The organism is Actinocorallia aurea (assembly GCF_054783995.1).
This window is the reverse complement of sequence record NZ_BAAGPQ010000034.1, coordinates 33,799-47,679: the sequence shown is the minus strand read 5'-3', so window position 1 is coordinate 47,679 and position 13,881 is coordinate 33,799. Positions and strand designations below refer to the sequence as shown.

At 71.6% G+C, this 13,881-nt stretch carries 15 protein-coding genes; 11 read left to right on the top strand and 4 right to left on the bottom strand.

Annotated features, from left to right (window positions below):
* Position 1: 1 nt before the first annotated feature.
* On the bottom strand, positions 2–673 hold the full coding sequence (locus tag ACYVOM_RS35980; protein WP_460308067.1) for a TetR/AcrR family transcriptional regulator: 672 nt from the start codon (positions 671–673) through the stop codon (positions 2–4).
* Positions 674–837: 164 nt separating this feature from the next.
* Between ACYVOM_RS35980 and ACYVOM_RS35975 the strand changes: the two genes are divergently transcribed.
* Positions 838–1,476, top strand: coding sequence for a LysE family translocator (locus ACYVOM_RS35975; protein ID WP_460308066.1), 639 nt, complete (start codon positions 838–840; stop codon positions 1,474–1,476).
* Positions 1,477–1,574: 98 nt separating this feature from the next.
* Positions 1,575–2,354: a VOC family protein gene (locus tag ACYVOM_RS35970; protein ID WP_460308065.1), complete on the top strand. Its 780-nt coding sequence runs from the start codon at positions 1,575–1,577 to the stop codon at positions 2,352–2,354.
* Positions 2,355–2,414: 60 nt separating this feature from the next.
* Here the strand turns inward: ACYVOM_RS35970 and ACYVOM_RS35965 are convergent, their stop codons facing one another.
* Complete coding sequence (locus ACYVOM_RS35965; protein ID WP_460308064.1) at positions 2,415–3,164, bottom strand: SDR family oxidoreductase; 750 nt, start codon at positions 3,162–3,164, stop codon at positions 2,415–2,417.
* Between the two features lie 176 nt (positions 3,165–3,340).
* Here ACYVOM_RS35965 and ACYVOM_RS35960 point away from each other — a divergent pair, with 176 nt between their 5' ends.
* The 8 genes from ACYVOM_RS35960 to ACYVOM_RS35925 all read left to right on the top strand — a co-directional run bounded on the left by ACYVOM_RS35960 (position 3,341) and on the right by ACYVOM_RS35925 (position 11,815).
* Positions 3,341–4,810: an aldehyde dehydrogenase gene (locus tag ACYVOM_RS35960; protein ID WP_460308063.1), complete on the top strand. Its 1,470-nt coding sequence runs from the start codon at positions 3,341–3,343 to the stop codon at positions 4,808–4,810.
* On the top strand, positions 4,800–5,621 hold the full coding sequence (locus ACYVOM_RS35955; protein WP_460308062.1) for an SDR family oxidoreductase: 822 nt from the start codon (positions 4,800–4,802) through the stop codon (positions 5,619–5,621). The genes ACYVOM_RS35960 and ACYVOM_RS35955 overlap by 11 nt, the downstream gene beginning before the upstream one ends.
* Complete coding sequence (locus tag ACYVOM_RS35950; protein WP_460308061.1) at positions 5,618–6,793, top strand: cytochrome P450; 1,176 nt, start codon at positions 5,618–5,620, stop codon at positions 6,791–6,793. The genes ACYVOM_RS35955 and ACYVOM_RS35950 overlap by 4 nt, the downstream gene beginning before the upstream one ends.
* Before the next feature lie 35 nt (positions 6,794–6,828).
* Complete coding sequence (locus ACYVOM_RS35945) at positions 6,829–8,043, top strand: cytochrome P450 (protein WP_460308060.1); 1,215 nt, start codon at positions 6,829–6,831, stop codon at positions 8,041–8,043.
* 15 nt (positions 8,044–8,058) lie between these two features.
* Positions 8,059–9,144, top strand: a complete 1,086-nt coding sequence (locus ACYVOM_RS35940) for a TIGR03857 family LLM class F420-dependent oxidoreductase (protein WP_460308059.1) — start codon at positions 8,059–8,061, stop codon at positions 9,142–9,144.
* Between the two features lie 99 nt (positions 9,145–9,243).
* Positions 9,244–10,317: a phosphotransferase family protein gene (locus tag ACYVOM_RS35935; RefSeq protein ID WP_460308058.1), complete on the top strand. Its 1,074-nt coding sequence runs from the start codon at positions 9,244–9,246 to the stop codon at positions 10,315–10,317.
* Positions 10,318–10,327: 10 nt separating this feature from the next.
* Positions 10,328–11,137 (top strand): enoyl-CoA hydratase/isomerase family protein, encoded by an 810-nt coding sequence (locus ACYVOM_RS35930; RefSeq protein WP_460308057.1) that lies wholly within the window; start codon positions 10,328–10,330, stop codon positions 11,135–11,137.
* Positions 11,138–11,260: 123 nt separating this feature from the next.
* Positions 11,261–11,815, top strand: coding sequence for an SDR family oxidoreductase (locus ACYVOM_RS35925; protein WP_460308056.1), 555 nt, complete (start codon positions 11,261–11,263; stop codon positions 11,813–11,815).
* Between the two features lie 143 nt (positions 11,816–11,958).
* Here ACYVOM_RS35925 and ACYVOM_RS35920 read toward each other — a convergent pair whose 3' ends face one another.
* Entirely contained in the window at positions 11,959–12,258 is a 300-nt protein-coding gene (locus ACYVOM_RS35920; protein WP_460308055.1) for a chorismate mutase, read from the bottom strand.
* 156 nt (positions 12,259–12,414) lie between these two features.
* Between ACYVOM_RS35920 and ACYVOM_RS35915 the strand changes: the two genes are divergently transcribed.
* Entirely contained in the window at positions 12,415–13,269 is an 855-nt protein-coding gene (locus tag ACYVOM_RS35915) for a cation transporter (protein ID WP_460308054.1), read from the top strand.
* A 12-nt stretch (positions 13,270–13,281) separates the two neighbouring features.
* Here ACYVOM_RS35915 and ACYVOM_RS35910 read toward each other — a convergent pair whose 3' ends face one another.
* A complete protein-coding gene (locus tag ACYVOM_RS35910) occupies positions 13,282–13,854 on the bottom strand; it encodes a hypothetical protein (protein WP_460308053.1) in 573 nt (190 codons plus the stop codon).
* Between the last annotated feature and the right edge of the window lie 27 nt (positions 13,855–13,881).

Here is a 13,881-nt window from a genome sequence, read left to right as displayed (position 1 = left end):
GTCACTCCTCCAAAAGGGTCGGGGGTGCTTGTCGCAGGGCTTCGACGCCGAGGTGCAGCAGCGCCTTGATCGTGCCGATGACCTCTTCGGCGGGATGCCACCGGTGCCCCGGGACCAGCCGGGACACCGCGAGCCCTTCCATGAGGGCCCACACCAGGTGGAACCCGACCGGCGGGAACGCGGGGTCGGGCGTGCCGTCCGGGCCCGTCCACAGGCGCGCATAGCTCTGCTCGCAGGCCGCCAGGAAGCGGGTGTTGACCTCGGCGAACGCCGCCGCCAGCACCGCGTCGGAACGGGCCGCGACGACCAACTCCATGCAGACGGCGAACCCGGGCCCGGACATCATCGTCCACAGCAGATCGACCGACGCGTCCAGCTTGCCGGAGCCTGCGTATTTGCCTGAGCCTTGGGCGAAGGCCGCCATCGCGTCCAGGTACTCGGCCTGGCGGCGGGTGAAGGCGTGCTCGGCGGCGGCGACCACGAGGTCGGTCTTCGTCGGGAAGTGGTGCAGCAGCGCGCCGAGCGACACGCCCGCGCGGTGCGCCACCTCGGTCGTGGTCGTCGCCCGGTATCCCAGCTCGACGACGGCGTCATGGGCGGCGTCCAGCAGCGCCTGCCGGGTCTCCGCGGTCCGCTGCGCCTGGGTCCGGCGCGCTCTCGGTGCTCTGCTCACCCTTGGAGGATGCGGCCGGATACCGTAAACCGTCAAGGTTTATGGTAAGTGCCGACCACACTCGGCCACCGGGACCCTCATTTCGCCCTCCCCGCCGTCGCGCAGTGCCTGTGCCCGGGACGGGCACAGCTGCGGTTCGCGGTGGTTCGTGTTTGCATGGGCGCATGGTCTCCCTTGATCGGCTTCTCGCCTTCGCCGCCATGTCGTTCCTTCTCATCGCCGTCCCGGGTCCGAGCGTGCTGTTCGTGATCGGGCGGGCGCTGGCGCACGGGCGGCGGGCCGCGCTGACGACGGTCCTCGGCAACACCGCCGGTGGGTACGTCCTGGTCGTCGCGGTGGCCGTGGGAATCGGCTCCGTGGTGGAGCGGTCGGTGGCCGTCTTCACGGCGCTCAAGCTCGCGGGCGCCGCCTACCTGGTGTACCTCGGATTCCGGGCGTGGCGGGACCGCGGGGCGCTGCGCGCGGCGGTCGCCGACGGCGGGGCGGCGCGCGGCGGGCTCCGGACGTTCTGGGAGGGCTTCACCGTCGGGGTGTCGAACCCGAAGACCATCGTGTTCTTCGCGGCGGTTCTGCCCCAGTTCGTCGACCGGGGTCAGGGCCACGTCGCCGTGCAGATGCTCGTCCTCGGCCTCGTCTTCAACGCCATCGCCATCGCCTCGGACGGCGTCTGGGGCCTCGCCGCCTCCACCGCGCGGGAATGGTTCACCCGCTCGCCCGAGCGGCTGTCCCTCGTCGGCGGCATCGGCGGCGTCACCATGATCGGCCTGGGCGTGACGGTCGCCGTCACCGGCCGCAAGGACTGAACCGGGGGAGCGTGTCGGGGACGTGTTCGGGACGTGTCGGCGGACGCGTCCCGGGGCAGGGGTGGGTCGGCAGGGGGATCTCACCAGGGGGAGCGCGCATGTCCGAAGTCACCGACCCGTACGCGACCGGAACGCCGTGCTGGGTCGACCTGATGGCGAAGGACCACCCGGCGGCGCTGGAGTTCTACCACGACCTGTTCGGCTGGCAGGGCGAGGTCGGGCCCGCCGAGTTCGGCGGGTACTCGACGTGCGAGCTGCACGGCAAGGCCGTCGCCGGAATCGGCCCGACGATGGCGCCCGAAGGCATGCCGGAGCCTCCGACCGTCTGGACCACCTACCTCGCCAGCACCGACATCTCGGGCACGCAGGACGCGATCGTCGCGGCGGGCGGCACCCTCATCGCGCCCGTCATGGAGATCGGCGACCTCGGCCGGATGCTCGTCGCCGCCGACTCCCAGGGCGCCGTCTTCGGCGTCTGGCAGGCCGGGACCTTCCCCGGCACCCGGATCGTCGGGGAATCCGGCGCGCCGGTCTGGCACGAGCTGCACACTCCCGACATCGAGCGGGCCGCCGCGTTCTACGGGGCGGTCTTCGGCATCGAGATCGTGCCGATGCAGGGCGGCGACTCCTATTGGGAGCTGCAGGCGGGCGGGCGCACGGTCGGCGGAGCCGGCCTCCTGGAGAGCGACCCGCCCGGCGTCCCGCCGCACTGGCGCGTCTACTTCGCCGCCGACGACGTCGACGCCACCGTCGCCGTCCTCACCGAGCACGGCGGCAAGGTCCTCACCGCGCCCTTCGACATGGCTGCCGGCCGCATGGCGGTCGTCACCGACCCCCAGGGCGCCCCGTTCGCCCTGCTGCACCCGATCCCCATGTGACCCGCCGACGGCGAGGCCCGCCCCGGCGCGTCCTGGGGCGGGCCTCCTGCGTGGAGGGGGTCAGATGCGGACGATGTGGCCGCCGTCCACGGCGAAGATCTGGCCGGTGACCCAGGAGGCCTCGTCGGAGAGGAGGAACTTGAGGGCGCCCGCATGGTCCTCAGGGGTGCCGAGGCGCTTGAGGGCGAGGCCCTGGACCATGGGCTCGACGAAGCCCTCGGGGACTACCTGGCGGGTGGCCGCGGTGTCCGTCGGGCCGGGGGCGATGGCGTTGACGCGGATGTTCATCCAGCCCATCTCGGCGGCCAGGTTCACCGTGAGGCTGTTGATGGCGGCCTTGGCGATCGAGTAGAAGCCGCCGGCCATCCAGGCCGCCGTCGACGACTGGTTGACGATCGCGCCGCCGCCGCGCCCCCGCATGCTGCGGTAGACGGCGCGGGTGCAGTGGAGGGCGCCGTTCATGTTCACGGCCATGAACTTCTCGTAGTAGGCGAAGTCCACCTTCAGCAGCGACTCGATCTGCATGCCGCCGTAGATGGCGGCGTTGTTCACGAGGTAGTCGACGCCGCCGAACGCGTCCTCGGTGGCGGCGGCCATCGCGGCGGTGCTCTCGGCGTCGGAGACGTCGGTGCGGATCGCGAGCGCGCTGCCGCCCGCCGCCTCGATCTCCTTGGCGACGCGGCGCGCCTGCTCCTCGTTGAGATCGGCGACGACGACCTTCGCGCCTTCCTCGGCCAGGGACTTGGCGTACGCCTCGCCGATGCCCTGTCCTGCGCCGGTCACGATGGCGACCTTGTCTGCAAAGCGCATGTGCGCGCCTCCTCCGGGGGACCACTGGAGCGTGGGGTGGGGGTCGGGGCCCGTCGCCCGGTGGGCATTGGCAGGACCCACGAATTGCTAATAATATACATCATCAAGTTTTCAAAATCAGATTCGCGACCCTACCCGCGCCGGGCTCGCGCCTCCGACCACCCCGTGGAGACACCATGACATCGGACGCCCCCCGCGAGGAACTGCTTCTCATAGACGGATCGGTGACGGCCGCCGCCGACGGCCGCACCTTCGAGAACGTCAACCCGGCGACCGAGGAGGTCATCGGCGCCACCGCCGACGCCGGAGCCGCCGACATGGACCGCGCTATCGCCGCGGCCCGCCGCGCCTTCGACGACACCGCCTGGTCGACCGACCTCGCGTTCCGCGTCCGCTGCCTGCGCCAGCTCCGCGAGGGCCTGGAGCGGCACGCCGACGAGCTGCGCGGCGTCGTCGTCGCCGAGGTCGGCACCCCCGTCATGCTCACCCACGGACCCCAGCTCGACGCCCCCGTCGAGGGCCTCGGCTGGATCGCCGACGTCGCCGAGTCCTACGCGTGGGAGACCGACCTCGGGGAGGCGTCCCCGATGGGCATCCGCACCCGGCGCGTCATCCGCAGGGAGGCCGTCGGGGTCGTCGGCGCGATCACCCCGTGGAACTTCCCGATGCAGATCATCCTCGCGAAGGTCGGCCCGGCGCTGGCCGCGGGCAACACCGTCGTGCTGAAGCCCGCGCCGGACACCCCGTGGAACGCCACCATCCTGGGGCGGATCGTCGCGGAGGAGACCGACCTCCCGGCCGGCGTGTTCAACGTGGTCGTCGGCTCGTCGCACGAGCTGGGCGCGCAGCTCGCGTCCGACCCGCGCGTCGACCTCGTGTCCTTCACCGGCTCGACCAACACCGGCCGCAGCGTCATGCGGGCGGGCGCAGAGACCATCAAGAAGGTGTTCCTGGAGCTCGGCGGCAAGTCAGCGCTCCTCGCCCTCGACGACGCCAACCTCAAGGCCGCCGTCGGGAACGCCGCCTTCCAGATCACCACGCACGCCGGGCAGGGCTGCGCGATCCTCACCCGGCTCGTCCTGCCGCGAGCGCGCTACGACGAGGGCGTCGAACTGCTCGTCGACATGCTCAAGGACTGGCCGTACGGCGACCCGACCGACCCGGGCAACCTCATGGGCCCGGTCATCAGCGAGCGGCAGCGGCAGCGGGTCCTCGGCTACATCGACAAGGGCGTCTCCGAAGGGGCGAAGGTCGCGCTCGGCGGCGGGATCCCCGAGCACCTGCCGCGCGGCTACTTCGTGCAGCCGACCGTCCTCACCGGCGTCGCCCCGGACGCGACCGTCGCGCAGGAGGAGATCTTCGGGCCCGTCCTCGCGGTCCTCGCCCACGACGGCGACGACGACGCCGTCCGCATCGCCAACAACTCGGCCTACGGGCTCTCCGGCATGGTCGTGAGCGCGTCGGAGGACCGGGCGCGGGCCGTCGCCGAGCGGGTGCGCACCGGCACGATGTCGGTCAACGGCGGCCTCTACTACGGCGCCGACGTGCCTTTCGGCGGCTACCGGCAGAGCGGCGTGGGCCGGGAGAGCGGCCTCGCCGGATTCGAGGAGTACCTGGAGATCAAGGCCATCGCTTATGGCCGCTGACCTCCCCGACGAAGGGAAGACCATGGGCTTGGAGGGCGCACGCGTCCTGGTGAGCGGGGCGTCGGCGGGCATCGGGCGGGCCTTCGCGGTCGGTGCGGTGCGGGCCGGCGCCCGGGTGGTGCTCGCCGCCCGGCGGCAGGCCGAACTCGACAAGGCCTGCGACGAGGCGGGCGGCGGCCTGGCCGTCGCGGTCGACCTCACCGAGCCGGACGGGCCGGGCCGGATCGCCGCGGCGGTGCGGGAGGAACTCGGCGGGCTCGATCTCGTCGTGTCCTGCGTCGGGGTCGCGCCGCTGAAGATGCTCGTCGACACCGACGACGCGGACTGGGAACGGGTCTTCGCGGCCAACGTCGTCGGCACCCACCGGCTGCTCAAGGCGTGCCTGCCTCTGCTGGACGCCTCCGCGATGGTGATGGCGCTGTCGTCCGAGACCGTCGTGCAGCCCCGCACAGGGCTCGGCGCGTACGCGGCGTCCAAGGCCGCTCTCGAAAGGCTGCTCGTCTCCTGGCGGACCGAGCACCCGTGGAAGCGGTTCACCACGGTGACGATCGGCGCGACCTTCCCCACCGACTTCGGCAACGGCTTCGAAGGCGACATCCTCATGCGCGCGCTGGAGGACTGGGGCGTCCGCGGACTCGCCCAGGAGCAGATGATGGACCCGCAGGACGTCGCCGACGTCCTGCTCGGCACCGCCGCCACCGCGCTCGGCAGGCCGGGCGTCTGCCTGGAGCACCTCACGGTCCGCTCCCCCTCGCCCGTCGTGGGCACCTTCGCCGACTCGCTGGCCCCGTTCTCTGGAGAGACCCCGTGATCGAGTACAACCCGTTCCACCGGGCGACGGTCCGGAACCCGTTCCCGGTCTACAAGCGGCTGCGGGACGAGGCGCCCGTCTACCACAACGAGGAACTCGGCTTCTGGGCGCTCACCCGGTACGAGGACGTCGTCGCCGCCCACCTTGACGTCGAGACGTACTCCAGCGCGCACGGCGTGACGATCGAGGGCGTCGACCGGGGCGCGCCGTTCCTCATCGTCAAGGACCCGCCCGAGCACACCATGCACCGCAAGATCGTCGCGCGGCTGTTCACCCCCCGGCGGATCGCGGCGCTGGAGCCGTTCATCCGGCGGACGGCCGCCGACCTCCTCGACAAGCTCGACGGCGTCAGCGAGTTCGACCTCGTCGAGAACTTCTCGTTCCGGCTTCCGCTGGACGTGATCAGCGAGCTGATCGGGATCCCCGCCGAGCAGCGCGAGCGGATCCACCACCTCAGCGACCGGGTCGCGCACCGGACCGAGGACAACAAGACGCCCGAGGACGCCTTCGTCGCCAGCGCGGAACTCCTCGGGCTGCTCTCGGACCTGGTGAAGGAGCGCCGCGCGAACCCCGGCGACGACGTGATCACCCTCCTCATGAACACGCCGGTCGAGGAGGAGGACGGCTCAACCCGGTCGTTGGGTAACAGTGAGCTCGCCTCACGGTTCCTGGAACTCGCCTTCGCCGGGCACGAGACCGTCGCCAAGCTCATCCCGAACGGCGTCATGGCGCTCAGCCGGTTCCCCGAGGCGCGGCGCGCGATCGTCGCCGACCCCGCGCTGCTCGGCAACGCCGTCGAGGAGATGCTCCGGTGGGACCCGCCGTCGCACTACCAGGGGCGGTGGACGGCCCGCGACGTGGAACTGCACGGCACCGTCATCCCGGCCGACCAGCGGGTCATCCTCGTGACGGGGTCGGCCATCCGCGACGAGCGCAAGTACGCCGACCCGGACGTCTTCGACCTCTCCCGCGACATCGACCGGCACGTCAGCTTCGGCTTCGGCCGCCACCTGTGCCTGGGCGCGTCCCTCGCCCGGCTGGAGACGCGCGTCGCGTTCGAGGAGCTGCTGAAGCGCTTCCCCGACTTCGACTACGACGAGTCCGGGATCGAGTGGGCCTACTCCAGCAACGTCCGGGGCCTGTCCAAGCTGCCCGTGCGCGTCACCGCCTGAAGGCCTTCGCCCCCACCCCTTGAGGAAGGTTGCCCATGCCCGGTAGAGCCGACCAGCCCGTCAACCCGTCGATCAATCTGATCAGCGGCGAGTTCTGGGGCAGGAACCCGCACGAGGAGATGTCGTGGATGCGGGAGAACGTCCCGGTCTACTGGGACGCCAACGCGGGCGTCTGGGGGGTGTCGAGGCACGCCGACCTCAAGCGCGCCTCCCGCATGCCCGAGGTGTTCTCCAACGCCCAGGGCATCCGCGCCGACTCCTTCCCCATGCCGATGATGATCGACATGGACGATCCGCAGCACAAGATGCGGCGCAAGCTCGTCTCGGCGGGTTTCACGCCCCGCCGCGTCTCGGACCAGGAGGCCTACCTGCGGCGGATCTGCGACGAGATCATCGACGACGTGTGCGAGAAGGGCGAGTGCGACTTCGTCTCCGACATCGCCGCGCTGCTGCCCCTCATCGTCATCGCCGACGCGCTCGGCGTCGCGCCGTCCGACCGGGCGACGCTGCTGAAGTGGTCGGACGACATGCTGTCCGGCCTCACCGGAGGCGACGACCCCGACCTTCTGGTCAAGGCGGGCGAGGCGTTCACCGGGTTCAACGAGTACGCGGCAGGCGCGATCTCCGAGCGGCGCGGCTGCCCGATGGACGACCTCCTCAGCATCCTCGTGCACGCCGAGATCGACGGCGACCGCCTCGACCAGGACTCGCTCATCCAGGAGTCGCTGCTCATCCTCATCGGCGGCGACGAGACCACCCGGCACGTCATCTCCGGCGGCATGTACCAGCTCGCCCTGCACCCCGCCCAGCGGCAGAGCCTCATCGACGACCCCTCGCGCATCCCCACGGCCGTCGAAGAGATGCTGCGGTGGGTGTCGCCGATCAAGAACATGAACCGGACCGCCGCCCGGGACTTCGAACTGAACGGCAGTCTCATCAACGAGGGCGACAACGTGCTCCTGCTGTACCCCTCGGCCAACCGGGACGCCGACGTGTTCGCCGACCCGTTCGCCTTCGACGTCGCCCGCACCCCGAACGACCACATCGCCTTCGGCAACGGCCCGCACTTCTGCCTCGGCAACAGCCTCGCCCGGCTGGAGCTGAAGGTGATGTTCGAACGCCTCCTGGCGCGGCTCCCCGACCTCGAACCCGTCGACGGCACAGAACCCGCTTATCGGCCCGCCAATTTCGTGTCCGGCTACGAGAGCATGAAGGTGCGCTTCACCCCCACCCCCAAGATCGCGCACTGAACGGAGTCCTTCTCTATGGACGACCTCTGGGAACTCGGCTTCTACGGCCTCGCCGGCCACTCCGCCACCCCCCGCGACCTCCTCTCCGAAGTACGCGACGGCGAACGCCTCGGCCTCGGCGCGGTGTTCCTCTCCGAAAGGTTCAACGCCAAGGAGGCGGCCACGCTTTCGGGGGCCGCGGGCGCGGCGTCGGAGCGGCTCGGCATAGCGACGGCGGCCACCAACCACAACACACGGCACCCGCTGCTCACCGCGACGTTCGCGACGACGATGCACCGCCTCACCGGCGGCCGCTTCGCGCTGGGCTTCGGCCGCGGCTTCGACATGCTCTTCGACGTCATGGGCGTGCCCCGCGTGACGAGCGCCCAACTGGAAGACGTCATCGGCATCCTGCGGACCCTGTGGAAGGGGCAGCCCGTCCTCGGCCACGACGGCCCCGCAGGCAAGTTCCCCTACCTGATGCAGGACTCCTCCTTCAACGAGGACATCCCCATCCTGCTGACCGCGATGGGCGAGAAGACCCTGGAGTTCGCGGGCCGGGTCGCCGACGGCGTCGTCCTGCACACCTTCTTCGGCGACGAACTGCTGGAGCGCTCGGTCGCGGCGGTGCGGCGCGGCGCCGAGCAGGCGGGCCGCGACCCTTCGTCGGTCCGCGTGTGGTCGGTGCTGGCCGTCGTGGGCGACCACATCCCTTACGACCTGCGCCTGAAGAAGCTCACCGGCCGTCTGGCGACCTACCTCCAGGGCTACGGCGACCTCCTCGTCGGGTTGAACGGCTGGGACCCCGAGGTCCTGGCCCGCTTCCGGGCCGACGACATGGTCAGCACCTTCGCCGGGGCCTTCGACGCCACCGCCACCACCGACCAGCTCGAACACCTGGGCACGCTGATCCCCGCAGAATGGCTCGCCGCCTCCGCGACGGGCTCCGCCGAGCAGTGCGCGGCGAAGGTCCTCGACCAGTTCGCGCACGGCGCCGACGGCGTCATCCTCCACGGCGCCACCCCTGCCGAACTGGAGCCGGTGGTCGAGGCCTACCGGAAGATGCGCCCCGACTCCTTCGGCGTCCGCACCGACCTCAACCCGGCCCGCTTCCAGGCCTGACCCCCTCCGGCGCACCGGCCGCCGGTCCAGCGGCCGGTGCGCCCCACCCCTTGCCGCCCGCCCCTCCCACGGCACCGCGCCCACGCAAAGGAGCCCACCGTGCGCGTCGACCTCTCTGAAGCTTCCGGCGGCCCTCCGCCGGTCGTCGACTCCCCCGAACTCCTCGACGCGGCCTGGCTGACCGCGGCCCTCGGCGCCCCGGTGACCGCGGTCTCCGCGACGCGCGTCGGCTCGGGCCAGATCGGCACCTGCTACCGCCTGGAACTGGCCGGCGGCCCCGGCGTCCCGTCCCGCCTCATCGCCAAACTCCCCGCAGAGGACCCCGCCTCCCGCGCCTTCCTCGGCTCCGCCTACCGCACCGAAGTCCGCTTCTACCAGGACATCGCCCCCACAGTCGCCGTCCGCGCCCCGAAGTGCCACTACAGCGCCATCTCAGACGACGGCACAGCCTTCACCCTCCTCCTGGAGGACGCGGCCCCGTCCGTCCAGGGCGACCAGCTCTCCGGCTGCGACGCCGCCCAGGCCGAAGCCGCCGCTCGCAACCTCGCCGGGCTCCACGGCCCCCGCTGGTGCGACCCGACGCTCCTCGACCACGACTGGCTGGGCAAGGTCGGCGAAGAGGAAGCCGACCTGCTGGGCCAAGCCTTCGTCCCGGCAGTCGAAACCTTCATCTCCCGCTTCCCCGGCCGCCTGGCCCCCGAGGACGCCGCCACCCTCCGCGACGTGGCCGCCTCGGTCGTCGCCTGGGCCGTCGCCCGCCCCGACCGCTTCGGCCTGGTCCACGGCGACTACCGCCTCGACAACCTCCTCTTCCCCCCGTCGGGCGCCGAGGTCACCGCCGTCGACTGGCAGACCCTCAGCCTCGGCCACCCCCTCCGTGACGTCGCCTTCCTCCTCGGCACCGGCCTCGACCCCGCCGCCCGCGCCTCCTGCGAACGCGACGTGGTCGCCGCCTACCACTCGGAGCTGACGGCCCACGGCGTCACCGGCTACACCTTCGAAGCTTGCTACGAGGACTACCGCTTCGCCGCCGTCCAGGGCCCCCTGATCACCGTCCTGGGCTGCGCCTACGGCACCGCCACGGAACGCGGCGACGCCATGTTCCTGACCATGGCCCGTCGCTCCTGCGCCATGATCCGCGATCTCGACTCCCTGTCCCTCATCCAGGCGTAGAGGACCCCGCATGACCTCCACCGACCTCCCCCGGTACAAGACCGTCAAATACGAGGAAATCGACCGAGTGGCGGTGATCACCCTCGACCGCCCGGAGGTCCTCAACGCCTTCGACTCGGTGATGATGCGCGAGATCGCCTCCTGCTGGCGCCACCTGCGCGACCGCGAGCAGATCCGCGCCATCGTCCTCACCGGCTCAGGCGACCGGGCCTTCTGCACCGGCCTGGACCGCAAAGCCGAAGCGGTGGGCGAGAACGGCGCGGTCCCGTTGCACCACAACGACCCGGGCCACTTCCTGCCCCCGAAAACCGCGGGCCACCTCTACAAACCGGTGATCGCCGCCGTCAACGGCATGGCCTGCGCGGGCGCCTTCTACCTCCTGGGCGAGGTCGAGTTCATCATCGCCGCGGAGACCGCCAGCTTCTTCGACCCCCACACCACCTACGGCATGGCCGCCGTCTTCGAACCCATGATGATGCTCCAGCGCATGCCCCTGGGCGAGATCATGCGCATGTCCCTCATGGGCGCCTACGAACGCATGACCGCCGGGCGCGCCCACCAGATCGGCCTGGTTCAGGAGCTGACCGCCCCCGAAGCCCTCCTCCCCCGGGCCCTGGAGCTGGCCGCCCAGATCGCGTCCCAACCGGCCCTGGCCACCGAGACGACGGTGAAGTCCATCTGGACCGCCCAGGAGTCCAGCTACCGAGCCGCCCTGGAAATGGGCCAGTCCCTCATCCAACTGGGCACCGACGACGCCTCCCTCATCGAAGGCGCCAGAACCTTCCACTCAGGCCGACGCATCACCTGGACCCCCCGCTGACCCGGTCGGGGTGCTGCCCGTATCCGGACTGAGGCGGTCGCCCGTGATCAGCGGTCCCTTCTGACCGTCACGCGCGGACGCTGCTCGCCGTCCTCGTCGTGTCCGAGGCCACCGAACTCCGCGGTGGGCTTCGCCGTCGCGGACTTCGGCGGCCTCGACGGCCTGGTCAACAACGCGGGCATCGCCACCGGGGTGCCGCTCGCGGACGAGTCCGTCGAGCGCTTCCGCACCATCCTCGACGTCAACCTGACGGGCGTCTTCATCGGCATGAAGACCGCGGTCCCCGCGTTCCGGGCGCGCGGTGGCGGCTCGATCGTCAACATCTCCTCGGCGGCCGGGCTGATGGGGCTCGCGCTGACGGCCGGCAACGGCGCCTCCAAAGGGGGCGTGCGCGGCCTCTCCAAGATCGGCGCGGTGGAGCTCGGCACGGAGCGCATCCGCGTCAACTCGGTGCACCCGGGCATGACGTACACCCCGATGACCGCGCAGACCGGCATCCAGCAGGGCGAGGGCAACTACCCGAACACCCCGATGGGCCGGGTGGGCGAGGCGGAGGAGATCGCCGCGGCCGTCGTCTTCCTGCTGTCCGACGCCGCCTCCTACATCACGGGCGCGGAGCTGGCCGTCGACGGCGGCTGGACCGCGGGACCGACGGTCAAGTACGTCATGGGCCAGTGACGTCCGCGGGGCCGGGCGCGGGGCGGCGGGCCCGGGACCGTCGATTCGGGGCGCGGTCGGTCCCGGCGCGCTGAGCGGGACGAGCTCGAGCGCGCCGTCCCCGGACCGCTGACGCCGGGTCGGCGCGTGCGCGGTCGGAGGGTTCAGGGGGCGTGCGGGGCCGGGGTGCGGTGTTCGTTGAGCTCCATGGTGATGAAAGAGGTGATCATGGTGCGCCAGATGGCTTCGGCGATGTCGGGAGAGAGGCCCGCTTCGGTGGAGCGGGCGCGGATCGAGGCGATGACCTGGTCTACGCGGGCCGGGGCCCGGACGGCGTCCTCGTCGCGCTTGAAGCGGGCGGCCTGCCGCACCAGGGCCTGGCGGTCGGCCAGGAGGCGGACGAGGCCGGTGTCCAGGGCGTCGATGCGGTCGCGGATCTCCTGAAGCGAACTCGGTTCGGTCATGGTCGCCATCGTAGAGGGGCGTCCCGGTCCGGGGCGGCGGCGCGGGTCGGGGGCGGGGTCGTTGTCGTGGGGGTGGGTGGCTGTGATCATGGTGTGGTGGGGGACGGGGAGCGGGTCGGGGCCACGCGGCGTGAGCGCCGTGGGCTGGGGTTCTCGATGGCGGTGTCGGTCGGGCTCGGGGTCGTGGCCCTGGGGTGGGGGTTCGCGGCAGGCTCGCAGGTGATCCTGCTCGACGGGGTCTATGTCGTTCTCGGGCTGGGGCTGTCGGCGCTCGCGCTGTACGCCTCGCGGGCCGCCTCCGCCGAGCCCACGCCGCGGTTCCCGTTCGGGCGGGAGCCGCTCGTGCCGATGGTCGTGGGCGTGCAGGGTCTCGCGCTGTTCGGGACGCTGGCCTACGCGGCGGTGGAGGCCGTCCGGGTCGTCCTGGGCGGCGGGTCGGAGGTGGCGCCCGCGAGCCTTGCCGCGTACGGGGCGGTGGGCGGGCTCGCGAGTCTCGCGACGTACGGGTACCTGGCGCGGCGCGGGCCGCGGTCGGACCTGATCCGGGCGGAGGCGGCGGGTTGGTTCGCGGGCGCCGTGTCCAGTCTTCTCATCGCGGTCGGCGGCGTCGTGGCGCTCCTGCTGGTCAAGGCGGGCTGGCGCGGCGCGGCGGCGTACTCCGACTCGGTGCTGGTCCTGGTGACCTGCGTGATGCTCGTCGGGCTGCCCGTGCGCATGCTCCGCCAGGCGGTGTCGGAGCTGCTGGAGTCCGCTCCCGACCCTGCCGTGCAGCAGCGGATCGGTGCCGCCGTCGAACGGGCGCGGGCCTCCGAAGGGCTTCCCGAGCCGGTGCTGCGCACCTCCAAGATGGGCAACAGGGTCTACGTCGAGGTCGGCTTCGTGGTCCCGCCGGGCCGCTGCGACATCGCCGACGAGGACCGCGTGCGCCGTTCCCTGCACGACGACCTCGCAGCCCTGCCCTACACCCCATGGATCGTCGTCGAGATCACCACGGACCCCGACCTCCTCTGACACGCACGGGGGTCAGCGGGGGGCGGGGGTGGGTGGGGTCAGGGTGGAGGAGAAGGCGGTGTAGTAGGCGGGGAGGTCGGCTGGGAGGGTTTCGGGGTGGGTGGTCGCTATGACGGCGACTGTTCCGTCGGTGGCCCAGGCGCAGGCGGATCGGGAGGGTTCGGAGAAGTCGAAGCACAGGCCGGTGGGCCCGCCCTCCGTCGTCGTCGGCTCGATGGACGCGGCGTCGTGCGCGGCCACGGACTCCTCGATCTCGCCGAGCACCGAGGCCGGATGCCCGACGGCGACTCCGCCGAGGAACTCCAGGCGCGCGCCGCCGTTCGCGCCGCGGTAGACGGCCCACCGCTCCCCGTACAGTTCGCCTTCGGCCATCCAGCCCGGGAGAAGCCGTCGCCACCGGCCCAGGCGTTCGGCCTGCTCGTCGCGCACCCAGGTCGCCCCGCCCACTTCCAGCGATCGGGGCGGGACGAAGGTCGGTCGCATCGACGGCGGCGGCCCTTCCGGATACGGCGGGCCCAGCTCCCCCTGGCATCCCCCGCCCGCCACCACCGCGCACACCGCGACCACAGCACCTCGAATCCTCATAGCCCGACCCTTGCCTCCCTCCACCCG

Excerpts from the sequence above, each read along its gene's own strand:
- ACYVOM_RS35920 (WP_460308055.1), bottom strand. The coding sequence starts at position 12,258 with ATGACCGAACCGAGTTCGCTTCAGGAGATCCGCGACCGCATCGACGCC.
- ACYVOM_RS35940 (WP_460308059.1), top strand. The coding sequence starts at position 8,059 with ATGGACGACCTCTGGGAACTCGGCTTCTACGGCCTCGCCGGCCACTCC.
- ACYVOM_RS35955 (WP_460308062.1), top strand. The coding sequence starts at position 4,800 with ATGGCCGCTGACCTCCCCGACGAAGGGAAGACCATGGGCTTGGAGGGC.
- ACYVOM_RS35965 (WP_460308064.1), bottom strand. The coding sequence starts at position 3,164 with ATGCGCTTTGCAGACAAGGTCGCCATCGTGACCGGCGCAGGACAGGGC.
- ACYVOM_RS35970 (WP_460308065.1), top strand. The coding sequence starts at position 1,575 with ATGTCCGAAGTCACCGACCCGTACGCGACCGGAACGCCGTGCTGGGTC.
- ACYVOM_RS35945 (WP_460308060.1), top strand. The coding sequence starts at position 6,829 with ATGCCCGGTAGAGCCGACCAGCCCGTCAACCCGTCGATCAATCTGATC.
- ACYVOM_RS35915 (WP_460308054.1), top strand. The coding sequence starts at position 12,415 with ATGGCGGTGTCGGTCGGGCTCGGGGTCGTGGCCCTGGGGTGGGGGTTC.
- ACYVOM_RS35975 (WP_460308066.1), top strand. The coding sequence starts at position 838 with ATGGTCTCCCTTGATCGGCTTCTCGCCTTCGCCGCCATGTCGTTCCTT.
- ACYVOM_RS35930 (WP_460308057.1), top strand. The coding sequence starts at position 10,328 with ATGACCTCCACCGACCTCCCCCGGTACAAGACCGTCAAATACGAGGAA.
- ACYVOM_RS35910 (WP_460308053.1), bottom strand. The coding sequence starts at position 13,854 with ATGAGGATTCGAGGTGCTGTGGTCGCGGTGTGCGCGGTGGTGGCGGGC.
- ACYVOM_RS35960 (WP_460308063.1), top strand. The coding sequence starts at position 3,341 with ATGACATCGGACGCCCCCCGCGAGGAACTGCTTCTCATAGACGGATCG.